Here is a 21,719-nt window from a genome sequence, read left to right as displayed (position 1 = left end):
TCGCGATGAGTGTAATGAATTGCCGCTGTCTGAGATAGCAAATTAACGTGAAAAAACAGAAATAACGCACTTATCGTTGTTGTTTAAGGTTTCCTTAAGTTGCCCTCCTTATGATAGTGCTATTTCACGTTATTGACCGAAACTATGACACACGCCGTCAGCCCTTCAGAATTATCTAAGTTACCGACAAATAAGACAAAACGCCTTTACCGTTTGCCTGCCCGCTTTTATGGTTATCAGCTTTTCGTGCTGATCGTCCTTGCGCTGCTTTTTACCTGGCTTTCGCGCGATGAATCGCTTGACCGATGGATCACCGGCTTCTGGTATGACGCGGCGACGCATCATTTCCCGCTACAGCAAAATCCGCTGCTGGATCTGCTCAACCATCGGCTGGCGAAATATGTGGCCATTGCCCTGGCCGTCATCGCGCTGGTTTACGGGGCTTACAGACGCAATGCCCGGCTGGTGACGGCCGCGCTTCTGATGGGTCTGGGCGCGCTCGTTGTAGGAGCCCTGAAAAGCATGAGCCACCACAGCTGTCCGTGGGATCTGGTGGAGTATGGCGGCAAAGCCGTCTCGTATCCCCTGTTCAGCGCGATTCCGGCCGACAGCGGACCGGGACGCTGCTTTCCCGGCGGCCACGCCTCAAGCGGGTTTATGGTGATGGGGCTGTTTTTTGCCTTCTGGCGTGAACGTCCACGCCTGGCCTGGACCTTTGTCGCGTTGGGCGTTGTTATGGGGCTGCTGATGGGATTCGGGCAGGTCATGCGCGGCGCGCATTTTTTCTCTCACAACCTGTGGGCCGGGTGGTGGGTCTGGTTTTCCCAGGTGCTGGTTTACGGGCTGGTTTCCGCCTGGTTTGCTAAAGAGTAACGAGATTATGTTAGAAAATCTGAACTACGAACTGTTTTACCTGCTCAACGCCACGCCGTCGTCACCGGAATGGATGATCGATCTCGCCACCTTCATTGCGAAAGATGTGATCAGCATTGTACCGGCGCTGGCGGTGATCCTCTGGTTATGGGGACCTCGTACACAGGTCACCGCCCAGCGCCATCTGGTGATCAAAATGGCGATGGCGATCGGCGTCAGCGTGCTGGCAAGCTACGTGCTGGGCCACGCCTTCCCACATGATCGTCCGTTTGTAGATCGCGTCGGCTACAACTTCCTGCACCATGCGCCGGACGACTCGTTCCCGAGCGATCACGGCACGGTGATCTTCACCTTTGCGCTGGCCTTCCTGTTCTGGCATCGCCTGTGGTCCGGCGTAGTGCTGATGGGCGTGGCGGTCGCCATCGCCTGGTCCCGCGTCTACCTGGGCGTGCACTGGCCGCTGGATATGGTCGGCGGTTTCCTGGTGGGGCTGATGGGCTGCGTCAGCGCAGCCATCCTGTGGAGCCTCTTTGGTCCGGCGCTTTATCGTGGATTATCACAGGCCTATCGCGTTCTGTTTGCCCTTCCGATCCGCAAAGGCTGGATACGTGACTAACCCCGGTCCGTCAGGTTACACTTGAGCCCCCGCCCTGCGGGGGCTCACTTTTTTAGCCCGAGGATCTATGGAAACACGTCGCGATGACCGCATTGCTCAGCTGCTCCAGGCGCTGAAGCGCAGCGATAAGCTGCATCTTAAGGAAGCCGCTACCCTGCTTGGCGTGTCTGAAATGACCATTCGTCGCGATCTGAACAGCGACAGCGCCCCCGTTGTGCTGCTTGGCGGGTATATTGTTCTGGAGCCGCGTAGCGCCAGCCATTATCTGTTAAGCGATCAAAAAACACGCCTGGTGGAGGAGAAGCGCAAAGCCGCGCGGCTCGCCGCCTCGCTGGTGCAGCCGCATCAAACGCTGTTTTTTGACTGCGGTACGACAACCCCGTGGATCATCGAGGCCATCGACAGCACCGTTCCCTTTACCGCCGTCTGTTATTCGCTAAACACCTTCCTGGCCTTGCAGGAGAAACCGGCGTGCCGGGTGATTTTGTGTGGCGGCGAATTTCATGCCAGCAACGCCATTTTCAAACCGCTGAATATTCAGGACACGCTGAGCAATGTATGCCCGGATATCGCCTTTTACTCTGCGGCGGGCGTGAATGTGAAACAGGGGGCAACCTGTTTTAATCTTGAAGAGTTACCGGTGAAACAGTGGGCGCTCAACGCCGCACAGCAGCATGTGCTGGTGGTTGATCACAGTAAATTTGGCAAGGTCCGTCCGGCAAGGATGGGAGAGCTGTCGCGCTTTGACGCCATCGTCAGTGATTGCCGCCCGGATGATGAGCTGGTGGCATACGCGAAAGCGCAGCAGGTGAAGTTGATGTATTGAGGTTATGCCGGGTGGCGGCTTCGCCTTACCCGGCCTACAACGGCTCGAACGTAGGCAGGTTAAGCGCAGCTCCACCCGGCAAAAACTTAGCTGAACCAGCTGCCAAACCAGCCGTGGAATTTCATTAACACAAAGTCCCATATCCGGCTGAAGAAGCCGCCCTCTTCCACCGCTTCCATTACCACCAGCGGACGCTGCTCAATGGATTTGCCGTTAAGCTGGAAATCTATCGTCCCGACCACCTGGCCTTTTTTTAACGGCGCGGTCAGCTGTGGCTCGGTCAGGGTATAGCTCGCTTTCAGGTTTTTCAGCTGGCCGCGTGGAATGGTGACGGACCCCGCTTCACCTGCCCCCAGGTTTACTTCACTTTTATCACCAAACCAGACGCGCTGGCTGACGAAGGTGGCGTCCGGCTTAATCGGCGTGACGGTTTCAAAGAAGCGGAAACCCCAGGTCAGCAGTTTTTCTGACTCGTTAAAACGAATGCGGTCGGTTTTCGTGCCCAGCACCACCGAGATCAGGCGCATATCGCCCTGCGTCGCAGAAGCCACCAGGTTGTATCCGGCCCCGGCAGTTGTACCGGTTTTCATGCCGTCCACGTTAACGTTACTGCTCCAGAGCAGGCGGTTACGGTTAGGCTGGCGAATATTATTGAAGGTAAACTCTTTCTCTTTATGGATGGCGTACTCATCCGGAACGTCATGGATCAGCGCTTTGCCCAGCAGCGCCATATCGCGCGCGGTACTGAACTGACCCGGCGCATCCAGGCCGTGAACGGTTTTAAAGGTGGTATTGGTCAGACCCAGTTTTTTCGCGTAGCCATTCATCAGCCCAATAAATGAGTCCTGACTGCCCGCGACGTAATCGGCCAGCGCAATACAGGCATCATTTCCCGACTGAATAATGACCCCTTTATTCAGATCGGAAACGGAGACCTGATCACCGGGCTTCAGGAACATCACGGACGAGCCGCGCAGCGCCGGGTTACCGGTCGCCCAGGCATCTTTCCCGACGGTGACCATGTCATTCAGCTTGATCTTGCCCGCTTTCAACGCCTGGCCGACCACATAGCTGGTCATAATTTTCGTCAGGCTCGCCGGGTCGAGTTTTTCGTCGGCGTTACCTTCCGCCAGCACTTTCCCGCTGGCGTAATCCATCAGGATCCAGGCGCGCGCATCAACAGGCGGCGCTTCGGGCGCTGTCTGTTCCGCCGCATGAAGCGTTGGGGCAAAAAGGAAAAGCAGCGCCGAGCCTGCCGCCAGGCTGCGCAGAGAAGAAGTTTTTTGCGTCATAAATGCCACCCGAGTGTCCATTCTAAAAATCACGTCACAATCACCGTGTCGCAAGAAGCGATGAGTAATAGCGCACTACAGCCTTCAAAGAAACCTGTTCCAGGTAAAGTTTTTAAAGTTTATGCAATAACATTCAGATACGCTTTGATTGCGGCGTTTTTTTTAGCATCTGTTGCGTAATTGTTAGGTTTATCTCACCATGGCGAAAAGCTGACTCGGATTCACATCTCATCGGGAGTAAATATGATTACGCTGTGGGGCAGGAACAATTCGACTAACGTGAAGAAAGTGCTCTGGACGCTGGAGGAGCTGGATTTACCGTTCAACCAAATTATGGCTGGCATGGCGTTCGGGGTGAATAAAGACGCCGACTATCTGGCGATGAACCCAAACGGGCTGGTGCCGCTGCTGCGCGATGACGAGACAGACGCCACGCTGTGGGAGTCCAATACCATTGTGCGTTATCTCGCCGCGCAGTACGGCCAGGGTCGCCTGTGGGTTGAAAATCCGGCCCAGCGCGCGCAGGGCGAAAAATGGATGGACTGGGCAAACCAGACGCTTTCCCCCACGCACCGCGTGATCCTGATGGGGCTTATCCGTACGCCGGAAGCCGATCGTGATTATCCCGCCATTCATGCCGCCCAGGATGCGTGTGAGTCGCTGTTTGCGATGATGGACGACGAACTGGCGAAGCATACCTGGTTCTCCGGCGACACGTTCGGCGTGGGCGATATCGCCGTCGCCCCCTTCGTCTGGAACCTCACTAACATGGGTCTCAGCTGGACCCCGCGCCCTCACCTTGAGCGCTGGATCCAGCAGCTCAGCGAGCGCCCGGCGTATCGCAACGTGGTGATGATCCCGGTGACCTGATTACGACCCGGACGGGCTGACTTTCCAAAGCTGCCCGTCCGTCTCGTCGGTCAGCACGTACAGATAACCATCCGGCCCGACGCGCACATCGCGGATACGCTGATCTTTATCCCCAAGAATTCGCCCATCCTCCGTCACGCTATTGCCCTTCACGCTCAGCACGATGACGTCTTTCTCCTTCAGCGCGCCGATAAACAGCTTGTTTTTCCACTGCGGGAAGACGTCGCTGTTGTAGAACGCCATGCCGCTGACGGCGGGCGACACTTTCCAGACAAACAGCGGTTTTTCAGTGCCCTCAACGTGCTCGCCTTTCGCTTCCGGGATTTTCAGGCCGCTGTAATTGATCCCGTGCGTCGCCAGGGGCCAGCCGTAGTTTTTGCCCTTCTCAGGAATGTTAACCTCATCCCCACCGCGTGGTCCGTGTTCGTTGAGCCACAGCGTGTCACTCCACGGGTTCATCGCCATTCCCTGCGGGTTGCGAATGCCATAGGACCAGATTTCCGGGCGCGCACCGGCGGTGTTCACAAACGGATTATCCGGTGGCACTTTTCCGTCCTCCGTCAGGCGCACCACCTTGCCCTGAAGCTTGTCCAGATCCTGCGCCGTCGGGCGCTGGTTGTTTTCACCCAGGCCAATAAAAAGATGGCCTTTGCCGTCGAACACCAGCCGTCCGCCAAAGTGGTTGCCGGTAGAGAGCTTCGGCATCTGTCGGAACACCACCTGGAAGCCCTCAATGCGCGACAGGTCATCGCTCAACCGCCCGTAGCCCACCGCGGTACCCGCTTTGCCATCATTACCTGCCTCGGCGAAGCTGAGCCAGACCCGCCGTGATTGTGCAAAATCCGGGGCCAGCGCGACGTCCAGCAGTCCGCCCTGGCCGCTCGCCCACACTTTCGGCACGCCGACAATCGGATCGGAGAGCCCTTTCCCTGCCTGCCAGTGCTTAAGCTGCCCGTCTTTGAGCGTGATGAGCAGCCCCTTGTTATCTGGCAGAAACGCCAGCGACCAGGGGTGATCCAGTTTTGTCTGTAGCACGTCGACCTTAACCGTCTCAGGCGCTGCAAGCAGTGAAAGCGGGAATAACAAGACTGGAAGGAAAATCAGCGAGGATCGAGGCATAACGCACTCCTTTATCGACATATGGCTTAAAGATTAGCCACTGTTCCCGGGTGCGTTACCACTTTTACAAAAGCTTAATCAGAAGGGGGAGTTGCCTCCCCCGGGTTCAGTGCCGGGCAAGCGTTTCCGGCTTGTTCAGACACATGATGCAAAGCGCGAGCGTGGTCAGGCAGTTTTCAAGCTTCTCCGCGTTAACGGCAATAAAATTCGGGCAGTCGTGACGTCCGTTCATCAAACAGACCCCGGCGATGGAGAGCACCTCGGCGGCGCGGCGCAGCGCCACTAATTCGCTTTCAGCGTAGTGCGCTTTCAGGATGGGTGCTTTTTCACGCATGAAATTGCAAAGTTCAAAGAAGTTATCACGCAGATTTTCGCTTTCGCTGACTGACATATACCCTTTCGCCTTGCGGAGTTGCAGATATGCAGCCAGGTCGATTCGGGCGTTGATCAGCTTGTTAAGCAGATCGCGTTTCAGTCTGTCAACGGACATGCTATTCCTCCTCTGTCAGCCATGTTACCTCATTAAGAATAAGGTCATTTTTTGTACAATGTAATGCCTGGGATCAATAAACGATAACTGATTAACATTCTTTACAATGTTACAACGATTGCCGGCCTCAACTGCGCCATCAAGAGTGTATAAATCCCCTGCGATACGCTGTAAAATCCCGCCCTGATAACTCCATAATTGATGAATTTTTAACCTATGAGCAATGTTACGCACCCGCCGAAAATCGGCTTTGTCTCCCTGGGCTGCCCGAAGAACCTGGTGGACTCCGAACGCATCCTGACTGAACTTCGCACTGAAGGCTATGACGTGGTGCCAAGCTACGACAACGCCGACATGGTGATCGTCAACACCTGCGGGTTCATCGACAGCGCGGTCCAGGAGTCACTGGAAGCTATTGGTGAAGCCCTGACGGAAAACGGCAAAGTGATTGTCACCGGCTGCCTGGGCGCGAAGGTGGATCAGATCCGCGAAGTTCACCCGAAAGTGCTGGAGATCACCGGCCCGCACAGCTACGAGCAGGTGCTGGAACATGTTCATCACTACGTCCCCAAACCAAAGCACAACCCGTTCCTGAGCCTGGTGCCGGAACAGGGCGTGAAGCTGACGCCGCGCCACTACGCCTACCTGAAAATTTCCGAAGGCTGCAACCATCGCTGCACCTTCTGCATCATCCCGTCGATGCGTGGCGATCTGGTGAGCCGTCCGATTGGCGAGGTGCTGGCAGAAGCCAAACGCCTGGCCGACGCGGGCGTGAAGGAGCTGCTGGTCATCTCCCAGGACACCTCCGCCTACGGCGTGGACGTTAAACACCGTTCCGGTTTCCACAACGGCGAGCCAGTGAAAACCAGCATGGTCGGCCTGTGCGAGCAGCTGGCTAAGCTCGGGATCTGGACGCGCCTGCACTACGTCTATCCTTACCCGCACGTTGACGATGTGATCCCGCTGATGGCGGAAGGCAAAATCCTGCCGTACCTGGATATCCCGCTACAGCATGCCAGCCCGCGCATTCTGAAGCTGATGAAACGTCCTGGCTCCGTTGACCGCCAGCTGGCGCGCATCAAGCAGTGGCGTGAGATCTGCCCGGATCTTACCCTGCGCTCCACCTTTATTGTCGGCTTCCCGGGTGAAACCGAAGAAGATTTCCAGATGCTGCTCGACTTCCTGAAAGAGGCGCGTCTGGATCGCGTCGGCTGCTTCAAGTACAGCCCGGTTGAAGGCGCAACGGCCAACGAGCTGGCGGACCAGGTACCGGAAGAGGTCAAAGAGGAGCGCTGGAACCGCTTTATGCAGCTGCAACAGCAGATCTCTGCTGAACGCTTGCAGGAGAAAGTGGGCCGCGAAATTCTGGTCATTATCGACGAAGTGGATGAAGAAGGCGCGATTGGCCGTAGCATGGCGGATGCGCCTGAAATCGACGGCGCGGTATACCTGAACGGGGAAACCAACGTCAAGCCGGGCGATATTATTCGCGTGAAGGTCGAAAACGCCGACGAGTATGATTTGTGGGGTAGCCGGGTTTAATCTCCTCTTTGAATAACGACTGATGATGCTGTGCTTATCGGGCATAACCTGGTCCCGATAAGCTCTTGCGGTCAGGGTTGTACAATGACCGCAATTGCGCGAGGGTAGCAGCGCAACGGCAGATTATCTATGCTTTTGTTGAGGCGTTTACTGTAATAATTAGATTGCGCTTTTTTGGTTCAGCCTGCCTAAAAAGCGAAACAGGTCATAATCATTTCTCAAGCAAAATTTTCGCATTATCAAATATTTATGCGTTGTAACTGTCTTATAGGTGATATTCATATTTATCGCAACCTCCTGAAAAGAATATCCTTTATTCAATCCGGTGATTATTTCAAGCTGGGTGAGAGACAGCGAAACATGTTTACACCCGAAGCACGATTTATAACCTTGAAATTCCTGGATCTCTATCCATTTTTGCCAGGCGAAAGTAAGTTTTCGCGTAATTTCACTCAGCGGTTCGCGCCGCAGGATATAGACTATATCGGCAAAGCAGGATGGAGAAATTCGGGAATCATCTTCTTCATCAACTAAACCAATTATTATACCCTTTTGCCGCGCGCGGAGTTCCGGAAGACAGATATAACGTTCACCATTGCAAAGCGAAAGAATAATCACATCCGCGTCAGCAATATTTTCCGATGTATAGTCGGTGATAAATTCAACATGACGATTAAACCGCTTACAGAAAAAATCGCTTAGAAAGTACTTCATACCTCTTCGAAACAGGAGGTCCGGATCATTTATTAAAATCTTTAGCATGTTCAAACCGATGTATAGCTGATATAAAATTGCTCTTCAGGCCACATAAATCCCTGGAGAAAATGGCTTCCACTCTCCTCGGCAATTTCATAATGCTGGCTATTTTCCACCCCTTCCACGAGCACGAATTGAACGTATCGGGCGCAATCTGCAATCAGCGAGCTTAAGGATGAAGGCTCTTCCAGAATAACGCTTTTATCAATTTTGACGCCATCGAATCGCGCCAGATCATCGGCTAAATCGCTGAACTGATCCGGCTTGATATCATCCAGCCAAAGTTCAGCTCCCATGGATTTGATCATCCTGACATGGGCGTTAAACGCCCGGCGTTCAGAGCAGGAAAGAGAAATAAACTCGTGCGGATCCTGGACTTCGAGAATAATCCCCTCCCGTAGCCAGGGCAGGAGGAGTTGAACAGCCTGCGAAGAGCAAAGCAGGCTGGCAGGAACGTTTAAATAATAACGCTTTTTGTTTTTCATCTTATAAATAATCTGCAACTGCCAGCACAGGATATTCAGACAGGCTTGATGCGATTGTGAAGCAAAGTACTGCTCATGATTAATTCCGGGCTGCAATAAACTTAATATCTCCCAGGCTTTAATTGCTTTTTCAGCCACGGAATAAATAGGTTGAAAACGTATTCCGCGTACCGCGTTTTCAAAGGATAAACGATAAGGCATAGTGCACCTTTAAATAAATATCAGAGGTTTATTGCCGGAAAGTGATCTACTGCCAGGTAAAATCGACGTTGATGACCGACTGGAATGTCCCAGCGGTGGCACTGCCCTGTGGGGTAAACATTCTGGCCGACAGGAGGAATGAGGCTGAACGCGTGCTGATGTTAACGTTCTGAGCCAGCGAATCGCCCGGTGCAACTGTCTGGCTACGATCGCGGCTGGCGATCCGAAGCGCCGTGTTGTCACTGGTGCCGCTGTTTTTCCATGCGGTGGCGTCCTGGGTATCGGGCGTGCCGCTAACTATAGCCGTCACTTTGGTCGTTCCGGCCGGACAATTGGTGAGCAGCAGGTCGAAGTCCTGCCACTCCCCGCCTTCTCCTGCGGTTTGCAGATCCCGACGTTGCAGGGTACCTAAATCCACAGTTTTGTTAACCGTATCGGTATCCACCGTACAGGGGCTGGCAACCACGTTACCGGTCAGCGTCAGCGACGCATCAGCATAGGATAGCCATGGCAACATCATCATGAATGCGCTGGCAAGCCATTTACGTTTAAGCATGTGAAATCTCCGTTGCGCTCCAGCAGGCTGGAGCGCATTCAGGCTATTGATATTCAAAGGTTGCCGTAACCACCGAGCTAATACTGCCTGGCATCACGCCGCCGTTCTGGGTATAAGCACGTGCCCGCAGTTTGTAGGTATAGGCATTACTGGCGATAGTTCCGGAAATCGTTTTGGTATTACCCAGTTGATCCCCTGCCTGACTTTGTAACTGAACGGCCAGGTTGGTTGCGGTGCCGGTATTACGATACATATCAGCCGGATTATTGAGATCGGCGGTGCCATGCATGGTCATAATGGCCTTCGTCGTTCCTGCCGGACAGCTGTTCAGGTTGATATCAAAATTGACCCAATCGGTGGCCGCACCTGCGGTTTGCAGCGAGGATGCCTGGATATTTTGCCCAAGATCGACAGATTTCGTAATACTGTCGCTGCTTACCTGGCAAGGAGAGGCAATGACGTTGCCGGTAATATTCAGTGTGACCGGGTCGCCTGCATATGTATTAAGACTAGCTACCATCAGACCCAGGGTACTGGCTGCGATAATTGATAATTTCGCCATTTTTCTCATTCCTTTATCTATTATTGGTACGTTAAATCAAGGGTGGCCGCTGCGTTAGCTTTACCCGTAGAAACACTGGTTTTGGTCTGATAATAGCGGGCGGTTATCGGGAAAGTTTCCTGGCCGCCTGCGGATTGTTTCAGCACAATTCGGTTATTTAATGTTAATGGTGTGCCGTTATATAACAGCTGGACACCGACACCTTTTGCCACATCTGCATTTCCCTGGCCTGTTAAGGCTAATACGCTAGTGGTGCCGACGTCAGGGTTTTGGGTACCTTGAAGCATGACGTTTATATTGGCTCCAGCATCGCAATTTAAGCCTAAATTCTGAGTGTTCTGCGCCCCAGAAGGTACAGTTCCAATTGTAGAAGCAAAGCTACTTGCCAAAACGTTACCAATTGGAAATGTTAAATTGGGAGTACTGATTGAACAGGCTACTTGTGTTATCGAACCACTCCCGATATATATTGGTACTTCCCGAACCCAGGCACCCGTAGCCGAATTATTTTCATTAGCAATAAATGATGCAATTTGACCTGTAACCATTCCTGACGTAATGGGACCTATTTTCCAAAACTGAATTCTTGGTTGATAATTGTAAGTGTTAGTTTCGTTTGTATTATATGTATACCAGTTAAGCGCCCAAACATCAGGCGATACGTTAATAGGTCCGGGAATACCAATAATCCCACTTCCGCTCCACGATGACGATCCTGCTGAAGTATTGAGATTTACACCAAAAGATATACCAACACCCGGCAAATTAGTTTTATATATCCTTGCACTACCAGAGGAAGTTAGTGCATATTGGAGCACACCGCTTTTGATACCCGCCGTGGACCCCTCCGCTCCCGAAGATACACAAGAATAAGTCTTAGCCATTGTTCCATAAATAACACTGCTTATTGGTGATCCAATAGGCGTATCTCTTTGTACAATAATATCCCCATAATTTACAGTATAGGGCGAGCCGATATAAGTATAAACACATGCTTGACTATAAATTGGCAAGAAAATCAAAAGCATTATTAGATAGCGAAAATGTTTAAACATTGTAAATGCCTTTATTAAAAATTAGCCTAACTAGGAATTAAAATGTAATAGTTAAATTTATCAATTACAAACTTGGTATATAGCCAGAACATTTAAACTCTTATCTTGTTCAGGAAGTGAGTAATTGACGCGACACTGCTCAGTAATATCATTCCCCCACTTCACCAGCAATGTTCCACTCTGATTTAACCCTGTTAAATATACCTGACCTTTGTCGCCGACAATAAAGCTGTTCTTGCTCTGTCCTTGAACCGTTGCGATAGCCCCAAAGGGTATCGGCTTGCCGCTGCTGTGGTTAAGCGTCATTAACACCCGCATCCCGACGTTTGCTACATAGTCCGCCCTAACCACCGCACCGCGGGTTGGGATAACGGTTTTATTCGTCAGTTCCAGTTCCACATCATCCGGAAGCGTATCAGTCATCAGCGCCACGTCGTTTTTGCGGTACGGCATCAGATTGCTGACAGCGGTGTAGCCGCGCCAGTCGGTTTTCGCCCCGCTCTGGTTCTGAATGCCCACCCCTTTCGCCCCTGGTGCTTTCACCAGCACGTTGGTTTCCCCCAGCGGCTGTGAGAAGGTCACGCCATCGGCATGAGCAATGATCCCGCCCTGCAGACCGTAGTTCAGACGATCGCTGTCTTTGTCGTAGCCGTAGCCCGCCGTTACTTCACCGTAGGTGCCTTTGTAATCCGCGTTAGCATTGCCGGTATACCCCACGCCGTCGGTGCCGTAACCCTGCTGCACGTTCCAGTTAAGGGCATTGTTCTCCAGTGCCGAACCGTTCAGGCCCACGTTGTGCGTAGTACCGTTGTTCTTGCTGTGGTTCATGCTGTAGTTGGCCCAGGTGCGCGGCAGGAATTTCTCCAGCGGCACGCTGACGTTCAGCGCTATTTGCTGATCCTTGTCATAGCTGGTCGTATGGCCGTAGCTATCGGTACTGCCGTTTTTGCTGTATGTATAGGTGATCCCGTAGGTCACGCTGTTCCAGGCGTTGTTATACCCGGCGCTGTAGGACTCCATGGTCTTTCCGGAATTCCAGTAATCCTCACGCACGGCGCTCAGCATCAGCGATCCGAGGTTCTGGCCGATGTTCTGGCTCATGGTCAGCTCGGCGCGGTTGCGACGGCAGTCCTGCAATGCGCTGTTGTCACCGTAGGAGTCCATCACTTCCTGCATGCCGTAATAGCCGCTGGTGGAGTAACGATAACCGGCGATGGCAAAGTTAGTGCCCGTCTCAACAAAGTTTTTGCTGTAGCGGATCCGCCAGGACTGGCCGCTGCTCTTCGGCATGCCTTCAGGGGTGCCCCACGACTGCGTCACGTCGGTGGAGAACGCGCCGAAGTCACCCATGTTTTTACCAATACCCGCCGCCAGGGACTGATACTTACTCGATTCCTGCACGCCGCCGTACAGCGTCAGACCATACGGCAGGCCATAAATGCCGGTGAGCTGAGCAAACGGGGTTTTCTCCACGTCGCTGTTGTACGAGCGATACTGGCCGCCTGTCACCGCATATTTAAAGCGCCCTTCACGCTGCAACACCGGCAGTGACGCAAAAGCCACGGTGAAGTGCTGCTCGCTGCCGTCGCTCTCTTTCACGGTGACGTCAAGATCCCCTGCGCCACCGGTCGGGTACATATCGGTAATTTCAAACGCACCCGGCGCCACATAGCTCTGGTAAATCTGATAACCGTTCTGACGAATAACCACCTGCGCGTTGGTGCGCGCAATACCGCGCACTACCGGCGCATAGCCTTTCAGCGAATCCGGCATCATGTCGTCATCGGAGGCCAGCTGCGCCCCGCGGAACGGGATACTGTCGAACACGTCCGCCGGGGAGGAGCTGTCACCGGTGGTGAGTTGCGCCTTCAGAGGAATAATTGCCCGCTGGCCGTAGGTATAAACCGTATCCCACTTGTCGTTGCCCTTGCTGTCGCGGCTCCAGGTGGTGTAGTTACGCAGCCGCCAGGGGCCGATATTAATGCCCGGGCGCAGGTTGGCGTACTGGCTGTTGCTATCGCTGCCGTTGCCGTTACGTGCCCGGTTGTTAGATCCACTGAGGCTGTAGTTCAGCATCGCGGCGGTGATCCCTTCGTCCCACATTTCGGGCGGCACGTAGCCGCGCGCCTGTGGGGAGAGTGCCGCCTGCGGAATGCTGATCACCAGACGCTGGGCGCTGAACAGGAACTCCGCAGAGGCCTGCGGGATCGCGTTTAACTTCGCGCATTCGCCGCCGGAGGCCAGCTCCGGGAACAGCTCGGTCTTCACGCCCCAGCTTTTCAGCTGGGCGACGCTCAGACAGGGTTGCAGTGATGCCTCGCCATCGGCCTCCGTCACCGCGTCAAATTTAATATCTCGGGTATCGACAACCTGTTCGCCAAGAACGATATCGACGCGATAGGTGCCGGGTAACTGAGAACCGGACTCAAACGCTGACAGATCCGCCCCTTTCATGCCCGGGTTATCCAGCTCAATCAGTTCAGGGTTAAAATAATCGCGAGCATGAGCGGTCATTGAGACCGCCCCCAGGGCAAAAGCGATTAAAAACGCGAGACGTGCAGGTCTGAATAATATTTCCTGCTTATTGCTACTCATCGGTTATTTACTCCATCGGTACGAAACAGGTGTCCTTTACCCCAGCGCGAATTACATCGTGGCGTTATGTACGTTTCCGGTGCCGCCGTAATCGTTGATAATTTTGAAGGTCACTGCCCGGCCGCTGACCCCTTTAGGCAGATCGAAGCGCGCGGTTGCGCCCGGCAGAACGTACGAAACGTCTTCCAGCTTTTTACCGTTAACGTTTATTTCATTGAAATTCATCACCACATTGGTGGGGTTGGTGACCTGAATCTGGTTACCGCTGCGCTGCCAGGTTAATTTATCCGCCAGTTCTTCCGGAATAACACCTTTTAACGCTGCCGGACGGTAGATGAGCTTAATGCGGGTTTTTACCGCAATTTGCAGAGTATTATCTTTACGTGGCGCGGCGGGAATGGCTTTAATATTCAGCCAGTAGAGCGACTCTTTATCCTGCGGCAGCGCACCGGCTAATACGATACGCTCGACGTTCTGCTGATCTTTATCCAGTCGATACAGCGGCGGGTTAATAATAAAAGGTGCTTTCTCAGCACCCCCATTTAACGTTTCAACCCACGACTGAATTAAATAGGGCGTCGTGTCGGGGTTATTGACGCTAATAGAGGATTCCTTTTTATTGCCGTCATAAATGACACGCGTCCCACCAATTACCACTCCGGCATTGGCCGCTGAAACGCCAGCAGAAAGCAGCGCACAGGCAATTAAAGATTTACTCAGAAAGTGCATTTTATACCTCGATAAAAAAGGGGCCTAGAAGCCGGCCCCTGTTGTTTTCCGACAAAGGAAATTAGTTGTAAACCACAGAGAAGTTGGCTACAGAGTTAGCTGGACCCGCAGTTACTGAAGCAACGGTAGATTCGTACTGAGCGTAGAAATCCAGAGTGTTGTCTGCAGTTGAAGAGAGCGCATAGCTGTAACCGTTAGAACCGTGCAGCGGCAGCTGAGCCTTATCAGCGGTCATCAGGTTGATAGCAACACCGGTCGCAGCGCCAGCTACAGAGCTGTCGATAGCCAGTAGAGTAGAGTCGGTAGCATCAGGCGTACCGTCGAAACGCACAGCAGCTGAAGTTACGGTTGCCGGGCAATCTTTCAGCACGATGCTGAATTTGGTTGCAGCTGTCTTGTCGCCAGCGGAGGTGAATTCAGACTTGTTGTATTTACCCAGCTCAACGGTCTGGTTCTGAGAACCAACGTCAACGGTGCAAGCTGCGTCCAGAATTTCACCGTTGAAGTTTACGGTGCCAGCAGCAGCGAATGCGTTAGACATAGACAGTGCAGCGGTAGCAACGATAGCAGCAGCGATAATATTCTTTTTCATAAATTTATTTCCTTAATAACCCTATAAGTTTCCGAAATTCAGGCAACAACATCCAGACAGTCTGATGACCGTATATTTTTTTGCGCCAGTTCTTTCATTTCTGATGTGCAACAGGCGGAAAGCAAAGATATTCATCAAATAACTTTGTTTTCACGCTCTCACTTGCTGATGCGAAATTTATAGAACTTAAACGGAGAGCACAAATAAAATTTAGGCCAACCGTAGACTTTAAATTTAACATTTAGCTAACACTGGAAATCGCTTTAAATAGCAAAACAATAATTTTTAAATAATTGTTAAAACTCCAGTCCACAATGGCACTAATGCAATATGTATTTATAAGATCATCAGATCAATAATCCTCCATATATCTTTCCCTTTATAAATATCGTCTGGAGTTAAGATAATGAATACCAAAATCATAACCGGTGCCAACCCGGGGATAATATCTGCACTAGGGACAAAACCCGTCGCTGACATTGACAAAATAATTGAACAAATTTCTCCATTTGCGACAAGCTTCCGGGCTAAAAAAGGCGAAATTTTACGTTATTATTCAGGCAATAAAAGAACCTGTTATTTACTCCATCAGGGAAGCGTTACGCTGAACCGCAGAGGTGATGGTATGGTGTTAAATTCAGAGCAGGCCACATTTATTCTGGGCGTGAGCAATCAGTTTTCTCAGTCCGAAAACCTCTATATTCGGGTCAATGAGAATGCTCTAATGAGCCGCTTACCACTTGAGCGTTTCAACCTGTTGATTGAGAGTTTTGCCCTGTGGGAGAGCCTGTGCAAACTGTTGGTGTATACCGCTTCCCGTGTCTACGAGCACTGCACCCTGATTTCGCAGATGTCCTCCTATGAGATCATTCGCTTTCATCTCCAGGAGCTGATGAATGAATCAGAGCGGATCCGCACCAGCATAACGGCGGCCAACTACATCAAAAGCCGAACCTATCTCTCCCGCAGCGGCATCATGCGCATCATCGCCGAGCTTCGTGAGGCTGGTTATATCGAACTCAATCGTGGCATTCTGGTCGCCATTAACCATCTGCCGTTAAAGTATTAACTCCCAGCCAGTCCCTCAGGTGAGCAGGATCAAAAACCGCACTATACTTGCCATAACTACGCAATATGCTTTTGACAGGCAGAGTTATGGCAACTGGAACATCTGAATCAACGATTTTACGCAAATCAGATTATACTCACCTGCTGATTGATTACCTGAAGCGCGATGCCGAAGTAAAACATATTCTCCCCCGCCGCCGTTTAAGTATGCAGGTAGGTCATGAACGCTTTTGCTATTTAGTCCTGAATGGACGCGTAACCGTTCATCGCCGCAGTGACGATCTGGCGATGGCAACCGCAACGTCACCCGCCCTGGTTGGCATCGGCAATTTGCAGCAAATGCAGATGGATGGCTATATCAAAACGCTGGTCGCTAGCGACATTGCGATCCTCAAGATGGCAACAGTTCACGATATTATCAGCGCGAACCAGCTCTGGGAGCCGCTGGCAAAACATATGATGGTTATAGCCGGTAAGCTTTTTGAGTCCAGCGAGCAGCTTTCTGCCCCTTCTGCCTATGACATCGTCCGCGCGCAGCTTAATGAGTTGTTTAATGAGGATCCCAGCGTCAGAAATAATATTACCGTCGAGTCCTATATCCGTGAAAAAACGCATCTGTCCCGCAGCGGCGTGATGCGCATCCTGGCGGGGTTAAAAAAGGGGGGATACATTGAAATGCAGCGCGGCGTGCTTATAAACATCGTTAAACTGCCAGAGAAATACTGAAGCTCCTGGTGATCCCCGTACGCAGTGCCGCCCGGCGCTGTTGAGCAGCAGTAGTCAACTTTTAGACCTATAATGAATTGGTCAAAAATAAACAATCGGTAGTGTTTCCGCATCGAGAGGCGACTCGCTGGGATCTCTTCTCCGTCTGGTAAGAAACCCATTATCAATGGGGCGGCACCACGCACAATGTCGTGGACTGTTTCGCACTGATGCAGTACCTGTTTCGCGATGCAGCGCACCTGACATTACTCCGTACTACCAGAGAACAAATCCACAGAGGGGTGAAGGTTGAAGAATTTAGCCTGAAGACCGGGGATTTAGTGTTCTTCCAGACGGGCGAACACCTTCGCCATGTCGGCGTCTATATCGGTGACAACCAGTTTATCCATGCCTCGTCCAGTCAGGGGGTCACCGTTTCTGATCTGGGCAATGTCTACTGGCAATCGCACTTCATCACTGCCCGTCGGGTGACGGAGAATGTCTGCAGCGGCATGATGTCGATTTTTTGCGAGGCGCCTTCCGGGAATAATTTGCCCTGTTTGTCGACGCATACTCTCCGCAGTATCTTCCTGTTGCGCCTGCAAAATCAGGCGTCGGGATTGACCTCCTGGTATAAGTTACAGGCGACATGGTTTACTATGTCGTACGCACGGATACACTTCAATGGTGGGCCGGGCGGGGGCGTCGCAAGACGCGCCGGTTTCCTGTAACGCCGGTAAGGTCAACCTCGTCTGGTTCCGCCACCCGTGAGATTGACCTCTTCGATGGCGGATTTAAATACCGTTACAGGAGGCTGCCACTTTGGCTACTATCACTACCCATGCTCAGGCATTATTTACAGTTCCCTTCTCTCACAACACCGACTTCAATGATCTGGCGGACCACTGCGAGCATTTTGCCCATAACCTGCTGGAAACTGACGACCCGGCGGAGAAAATGGCACTCTGCGCCCGCCTTTCTGCATGTCTTGTACTTCTACAGCCAACACTCCACGAGCCCATCCCGCCACACCTGGTGGAGCGATTTACCCTGACCGATCTGCCGTCCCGTCTGCCCGTATTCGAACCGGAAAGCGAGCTGCTGGGGCTGTACTGCCAGACGCTTACGCAGCTGCTAATCAGCAACGCAATGCCACGGGATATGGCAAAGGTAATGGAAGGGCTATTGTATGAACTGGTGAGCTTCTACGCCGATACGCTGAACGCCCCGCGCTGGCTGCAAACGCCGGAGGGACGCGTGGCGATTGATGCATTGATTGACTAAACACCCAGGCCGGGCAAATGCAGTGCTGCCCGGCACTTAAAAGCAGGAATGTAGCATTACTCGACATCGCTTCGCTTGCTCGGGCCTACAGGTTATGAGCCGTGGGTAGGTTTATCCACTACCCCTTAATCCGCGGATCCAGCGCGTCGCGCAGCCCATCCCCCAGCAAATTAAACGCCAGCACGGTCAGGAAAATCGCCAGGCTCGGGAAGATCGCCACGTGTGGCGCAATCACCATATCCGCCCGCGCCTCGTTCAGCATCGCGCCCCACTCCGGCGTCGGCGGCTGTGCGCCTAACCCCAGAAACGACAGGCTGGCCGCCGAGATAATCGACACGCCTATGCGCATGGTGAAATAGACCACGATAGACGAGACCGTTCCCGGCAGAATATGGCTGAACAGGATGGTGGCATCGCTGGCTCCCATGCTGCGCGCCGACTCGATAAATGTCTGCTGCTTCAGCACCAGCGTGTTGCCACGTACCAGGCGCGCGAAAGCGGGAATCGAGAATACCGCCACGGCGATGATGACGTTCGCCATGCCGCTGCCCATCACCGCCACCACGGCAATCGCCAGCAGAATACCAGGAAAGGCAAACAGCACATCGCAGATACGCATGATGATGCGGTCCCACCAGCCTTCGTAGTACCCGGCCACCAGCCCCAACACGGTGCCAATTGCTGCGCCCATCAGCACCGCAAAGACCCCGGCCGCCAGCGAGATCTGCGCCCCTACCAGCACGCGGCTGAAAATATCGCGCCCGAGCGAGTCCACGCCAAACCAGTGCATCATCGACGGTCCATCGTTCAGCCGGTCGTAATCGAAGTAGTTTTCCGCATCAAACGGGGCTAACCAGGGGGCGATAATCGCCACCAGGATCAGCAGTAACACAAACAACCCGGCGACCATAGCGACGGGCTGACGACGGAATCGACGCCAGAACTCAATCCACGGGGTGCGAATATGGTCCGGCCTGATCCCCGGCATAGCGTTTAAAATGGCCTGGCGACGCCAGTTCAGTAATCGCATCTTACTTATACCTGATGGCCGGGTTAATGGCGGCGTACAGCACATCCACCACTAAGTTGATAAGAATAAACTCCAGCGAGAAAAGCAGGACTTCAGCCTGAATGACCGGATAGTCACGCATATCGACCGAGTCGACCAGCAGGCGCCCCAGCCCCGGCCAGTTGAAGACCTTCTCAACCACAATAGAGCCGCCCAGCAGGAAGCCGAACTGTAGCCCCATCATCGTGACCACCGGTATCATCGCATTACGAAAACCATGCTTCAGAATGACCCATTTCTCACTCACCCCTTTTGCCCGCGCGGTGCGAATGTAATCTTCGCTCAGCACGTCGACAAACGAGGCGCGGGTAAACCGGGCCATCACCGCCGCAACGGCCGCGCCAAGCGTCATAGAGGGAAGAATGTAGTGCTTCCAGGTGTCGGCCCCGACGGTCGGCAACCAGCCCAGCTCAACGGAGAAAATCTGCATCAGTAGCATGCCCAGCGCAAACGCCGGGAAAGAGATGCCGGTGACCGCCAGCGCCATACCGAGCTTATCCGGCCAGCGGTTGCGCCAGACGGCGGCGACAATCCCCGCGCCCAGGCCAAACACAACCGCCCAGCTCATACTGGCAATCGTTAACCAGAAGGTAGGCATAAAGCGGCTGGCAATCTCCTCCGACACCGGACGACGCGACACCATTGAGATGCCGAAATCGCCCTGAAGGACATTGCCAATGTAACGCAGAAATTGCCTGTACAGCGGCTGGTCAAGACCGAGCTGTTTACGCACCAGTTCAATAACCGTCGCATCCGCTTCCGGTCCGGCAATCAAACGCGCCGGATCGCCGGGCAGCATATGGACAAACAAAAACACCAGCACGGCCACAATCAGCAGCGTCGGGATAAGCCCCAGCAGGCGTTTACACACATAATTCAGCATGAGTTTTATTTTAAATCCGCGTCATCAAAGCTAAAGCCCGTATCCGGCATGATGTAAAAACCGGTCAGCGCTTTGTTGTGGGCTGAGACCAGTTTTTCCACCACCAGCGGCACCCACGGCGACTCTTTCCAGATAATGTCCTGCGCCTCTTTGTACAGGCGCGCTTTCTCTTCCGGTTTGGTGGTTTTCAGGGCATCGGCCAGATCTTTATCCACCTGCGGATTACTGTAGAACGCGGTATTGAACAGCGTTGGCGGCCAGTTCTGGGAAGCGAACAGCGGCGACAGGGACCAGTCCGCTTCGCCGGTTGAAGCCGTCCAGCCGGTGTAGAACATCCGCACGCCGCTCTCTTTCTGCCCTTTGCCTTCTACTTCCGCCGCTCGCTGTCCGGCATCCATCGCCGTGACCCTGGCTTTAATGCCCACCTGCGCCAGCTGCTGCTGGGTAAATTGCAGCACCTTCTGCGCGGTACTGTGGTTATGAGACGACCACAGCGTGGTGCTAAAGCCGTTCGGATAGCCCGCCTCTTTCAGCAGCTCCCGCGCTTTCGCCGGATCGTACGGCCACGGCTGGTAGCTCTGCGCATACTCGATGGCTGGCGGCATCACGCCCGTCGCGGGAGTGGCGTAACCGGCAAAGGCCACCTTCACCAGCGCCTGACGGTTAATGGCGTAGTTGATGGCTTCGCGCACCTTCGGGTTATCGAACGGTTTCTGCGTGACGTTCATGCTGATGTAGCGCTGCATTATCGACGGGCTGACCACCAGCTCCAGCTTGCTGTTTTTCGCCAGCAGCGCCGCCTGTTCGTAAGGGATCGGGAAGGCAAACTGCGCTTCGCCGGTTTGCAACATCGCGGCACGGGTATTGTTGTCCACGACCGGACGCCAGGTGATGGTATCCAGCTTCGGCAGCCCCTGCTGCCAGTATCCGGCGAATTTTTTCACCTTCACATAATCGGTCTGGTTCCAGGTAAGCAGTTCGTACGGTCCGGTCCCCACCGGGTGGAAGCCAATCTCTTTGCCGTATTTTTTCAGGGCAGCGGGTGAAATCATCGCCGTCGCGGGATGCGCCAGGATATTGATAAACGCCGAGAACGGCTCTTTCAGGACGATCTTCACCGTCGCCGGGTCAACCACCTCGGTGCTGGCGATATTTTTATACAGGTTGTAGCGCTTAAGACCGTTCTCCGGATTTCTGGCACGGTCCAGGTTGATCTTAACCGCCTCGGCGTTGAAGTCGGTGCCGTCCTGGAACTTCACGCCGGTACGGAGCTTAACGGTATAGACCAGCCCATCGTCCGACACGGTATAGCCTTCCGCCAGCACGTTTTTCAGCTTCATCTCGCGGTCCAGGCCGAACAGCCCCTGGTAGAAAGATTTTGCCACCGCCTGAGAAAGGGTGTCGTTAGCATCATACGGATCCAGCGTCGTGAAGTTAGACCCCACAGCCACCACCACATCTTTCGCCGCGAACGCGGGGGCGGCGGCCAGCGCAGCCGTCACGCTCGCGGCAAGCAGCCATTGACGAGCAACAAAAGGAACCATTGTGTTC

Annotated in this window: 22 protein-coding genes and 1 pseudogene; 9 read left to right on the top strand and 14 right to left on the bottom strand. The window is 53.3% G+C overall.

What is annotated here, in order from left to right; translation table 11 throughout:
- Positions 1 to 144: 144 nt before the first annotated feature.
- The 3 genes from O1724_RS07795 (at position 145) to deoR (ending at position 2,315) form a co-directional block, all read left to right on the top strand.
- On the top strand, positions 145 to 873 hold the full coding sequence (locus tag O1724_RS07795) for a phosphatase PAP2 family protein (RefSeq protein ID WP_022650679.1): 729 nt from the start codon (positions 145 to 147) through the stop codon (positions 871 to 873).
- 7 nt (positions 874 to 880) lie between these two features.
- On the top strand, positions 881 to 1,489 hold the full coding sequence (gene ybjG, locus O1724_RS07790; protein ID WP_003858405.1) for an undecaprenyl-diphosphate phosphatase: 609 nt from the start codon (positions 881 to 883) through the stop codon (positions 1,487 to 1,489).
- A 67-nt stretch (positions 1,490 to 1,556) separates the two neighbouring features.
- A complete protein-coding gene (deoR, locus tag O1724_RS07785; RefSeq protein ID WP_022650678.1) occupies positions 1,557 to 2,315 on the top strand; it encodes a DNA-binding transcriptional repressor DeoR in 759 nt (252 codons plus the stop codon).
- 86 nt (positions 2,316 to 2,401) lie between these two features.
- On the opposite strand, the gene dacC is transcribed toward deoR, so the two are convergent.
- A complete protein-coding gene (gene dacC / locus O1724_RS07780; protein ID WP_022650677.1) occupies positions 2,402 to 3,607 on the bottom strand; it encodes a serine-type D-Ala-D-Ala carboxypeptidase in 1,206 nt (401 codons plus the stop codon).
- Between the two features lie 243 nt (positions 3,608 to 3,850).
- On the opposite strand from dacC, the gene O1724_RS07775 reads away from it, so the two are divergent.
- Positions 3,851 to 4,477 carry a glutathione S-transferase family protein gene (locus O1724_RS07775; RefSeq protein ID WP_003858411.1) on the top strand — a complete coding sequence of 209 codons (627 nt, stop codon included), beginning with the start codon at positions 3,851 to 3,853 and terminating at the stop codon, positions 4,475 to 4,477.
- On the opposite strand, the gene O1724_RS07770 is transcribed toward O1724_RS07775, so the two are convergent.
- Both O1724_RS07770 and bssR read right to left on the bottom strand, forming a co-directional pair.
- Positions 4,478 to 5,596 (bottom strand): PQQ-dependent sugar dehydrogenase, encoded by a 1,119-nt coding sequence (locus O1724_RS07770; protein ID WP_032608921.1) that lies wholly within the window; start codon positions 5,594 to 5,596, stop codon positions 4,478 to 4,480.
- Positions 5,597 to 5,702: 106 nt separating this feature from the next.
- Positions 5,703 to 6,086, bottom strand: a complete 384-nt coding sequence (gene bssR, locus O1724_RS07765; RefSeq protein WP_003858412.1) for a biofilm formation regulator BssR — start codon at positions 6,084 to 6,086, stop codon at positions 5,703 to 5,705.
- Positions 6,087 to 6,302: 216 nt separating this feature from the next.
- On the opposite strand from bssR, the gene rimO reads away from it, so the two are divergent.
- Complete coding sequence (gene rimO / locus O1724_RS07760; protein WP_022647549.1) at positions 6,303 to 7,628, top strand: 30S ribosomal protein S12 methylthiotransferase RimO; 1,326 nt, start codon at positions 6,303 to 6,305, stop codon at positions 7,626 to 7,628.
- Positions 7,629 to 7,787: 159 nt separating this feature from the next.
- Here the strand turns inward: rimO and O1724_RS07755 are convergent, their stop codons facing one another.
- The 8 genes from O1724_RS07755 to O1724_RS07720 all read right to left on the bottom strand — a co-directional run bounded on the left by O1724_RS07755 (position 7,788) and on the right by O1724_RS07720 (position 15,159).
- Positions 7,788 to 8,342: a helix-turn-helix transcriptional regulator gene (locus O1724_RS07755; protein ID WP_157846200.1), complete on the bottom strand. Its 555-nt coding sequence runs from the start codon at positions 8,340 to 8,342 to the stop codon at positions 7,788 to 7,790.
- Between the two features lie 50 nt (positions 8,343 to 8,392).
- On the bottom strand, positions 8,393 to 9,070 hold the full coding sequence (locus tag O1724_RS07750) for an EAL domain-containing protein (RefSeq protein WP_060579562.1): 678 nt from the start codon (positions 9,068 to 9,070) through the stop codon (positions 8,393 to 8,395).
- A 46-nt stretch (positions 9,071 to 9,116) separates the two neighbouring features.
- Positions 9,117 to 9,626 (bottom strand): fimbrial protein, encoded by a 510-nt coding sequence (locus tag O1724_RS07745; protein WP_052685721.1) that lies wholly within the window; start codon positions 9,624 to 9,626, stop codon positions 9,117 to 9,119.
- Between the two features lie 43 nt (positions 9,627 to 9,669).
- Positions 9,670 to 10,188, bottom strand: coding sequence for a fimbrial protein (locus O1724_RS07740; protein ID WP_126297414.1), 519 nt, complete (start codon positions 10,186 to 10,188; stop codon positions 9,670 to 9,672).
- Between the two features lie 20 nt (positions 10,189 to 10,208).
- Entirely contained in the window at positions 10,209 to 11,243 is a 1,035-nt protein-coding gene (locus O1724_RS07735; RefSeq protein ID WP_060579560.1) for a fimbrial protein, read from the bottom strand.
- 60 nt (positions 11,244 to 11,303) lie between these two features.
- A complete protein-coding gene (locus tag O1724_RS07730) occupies positions 11,304 to 13,838 on the bottom strand; it encodes a fimbria/pilus outer membrane usher protein (RefSeq protein ID WP_126297415.1) in 2,535 nt (844 codons plus the stop codon).
- A gap of 51 nt (positions 13,839 to 13,889) precedes the next feature.
- Positions 13,890 to 14,567, bottom strand: coding sequence for a fimbrial biogenesis chaperone (locus O1724_RS07725; RefSeq protein ID WP_479983951.1), 678 nt, complete (start codon positions 14,565 to 14,567; stop codon positions 13,890 to 13,892).
- A 61-nt stretch (positions 14,568 to 14,628) separates the two neighbouring features.
- Positions 14,629 to 15,159 (bottom strand): fimbrial protein, encoded by a 531-nt coding sequence (locus O1724_RS07720; RefSeq protein WP_060579557.1) that lies wholly within the window; start codon positions 15,157 to 15,159, stop codon positions 14,629 to 14,631.
- Between the two features lie 406 nt (positions 15,160 to 15,565).
- On the opposite strand from O1724_RS07720, the gene O1724_RS07715 reads away from it, so the two are divergent.
- The 4 genes and pseudogenes from O1724_RS07715 (at position 15,566) to O1724_RS07700 (ending at position 18,216) form a co-directional block, all read left to right on the top strand.
- A complete protein-coding gene (locus O1724_RS07715; protein ID WP_045332520.1) occupies positions 15,566 to 16,228 on the top strand; it encodes a winged helix-turn-helix transcriptional regulator in 663 nt (220 codons plus the stop codon).
- Between the two features lie 86 nt (positions 16,229 to 16,314).
- A complete protein-coding gene (locus O1724_RS07710; protein ID WP_052685722.1) occupies positions 16,315 to 16,953 on the top strand; it encodes a winged helix-turn-helix transcriptional regulator in 639 nt (212 codons plus the stop codon).
- 155 nt (positions 16,954 to 17,108) lie between these two features.
- Positions 17,109 to 17,423 (top strand): annotated as a pseudogene (locus O1724_RS07705) (C40 family peptidase); the annotation flags it as partial.
- 331 nt (positions 17,424 to 17,754) lie between these two features.
- Positions 17,755 to 18,216, top strand: coding sequence for a hypothetical protein (locus O1724_RS07700; protein WP_045332519.1), 462 nt, complete (start codon positions 17,755 to 17,757; stop codon positions 18,214 to 18,216).
- 118 nt (positions 18,217 to 18,334) lie between these two features.
- Here the strand turns inward: O1724_RS07700 and gsiD are convergent, their stop codons facing one another.
- Genes gsiD through gsiB form a run of 3 tightly spaced genes read right to left on the bottom strand, consistent with a single transcriptional unit; the run spans position 18,335 to position 21,712 of the window.
- On the bottom strand, positions 18,335 to 19,246 hold the full coding sequence (gene gsiD, locus O1724_RS07695; protein ID WP_003858425.1) for a glutathione ABC transporter permease GsiD: 912 nt from the start codon (positions 19,244 to 19,246) through the stop codon (positions 18,335 to 18,337).
- Position 19,247: 1 nt separating this feature from the next.
- Positions 19,248 to 20,168 carry a glutathione ABC transporter permease GsiC gene (gene gsiC, locus O1724_RS07690; protein WP_006809475.1) on the bottom strand — a complete coding sequence of 307 codons (921 nt, stop codon included), beginning with the start codon at positions 20,166 to 20,168 and terminating at the stop codon, positions 19,248 to 19,250.
- A gap of 5 nt (positions 20,169 to 20,173) precedes the next feature.
- Positions 20,174 to 21,712 carry a glutathione ABC transporter substrate-binding protein GsiB gene (gene gsiB / locus O1724_RS07685; RefSeq protein ID WP_126297418.1) on the bottom strand — a complete coding sequence of 513 codons (1,539 nt, stop codon included), beginning with the start codon at positions 21,710 to 21,712 and terminating at the stop codon, positions 20,174 to 20,176.
- Between the last annotated feature and the right edge of the window lie 7 nt (positions 21,713 to 21,719).

Source organism: Enterobacter cloacae complex sp. HYC074_NIDB, assembly GCF_056673345.1.
This window is presented reverse-complemented; position numbering and strand designations above follow the sequence as displayed.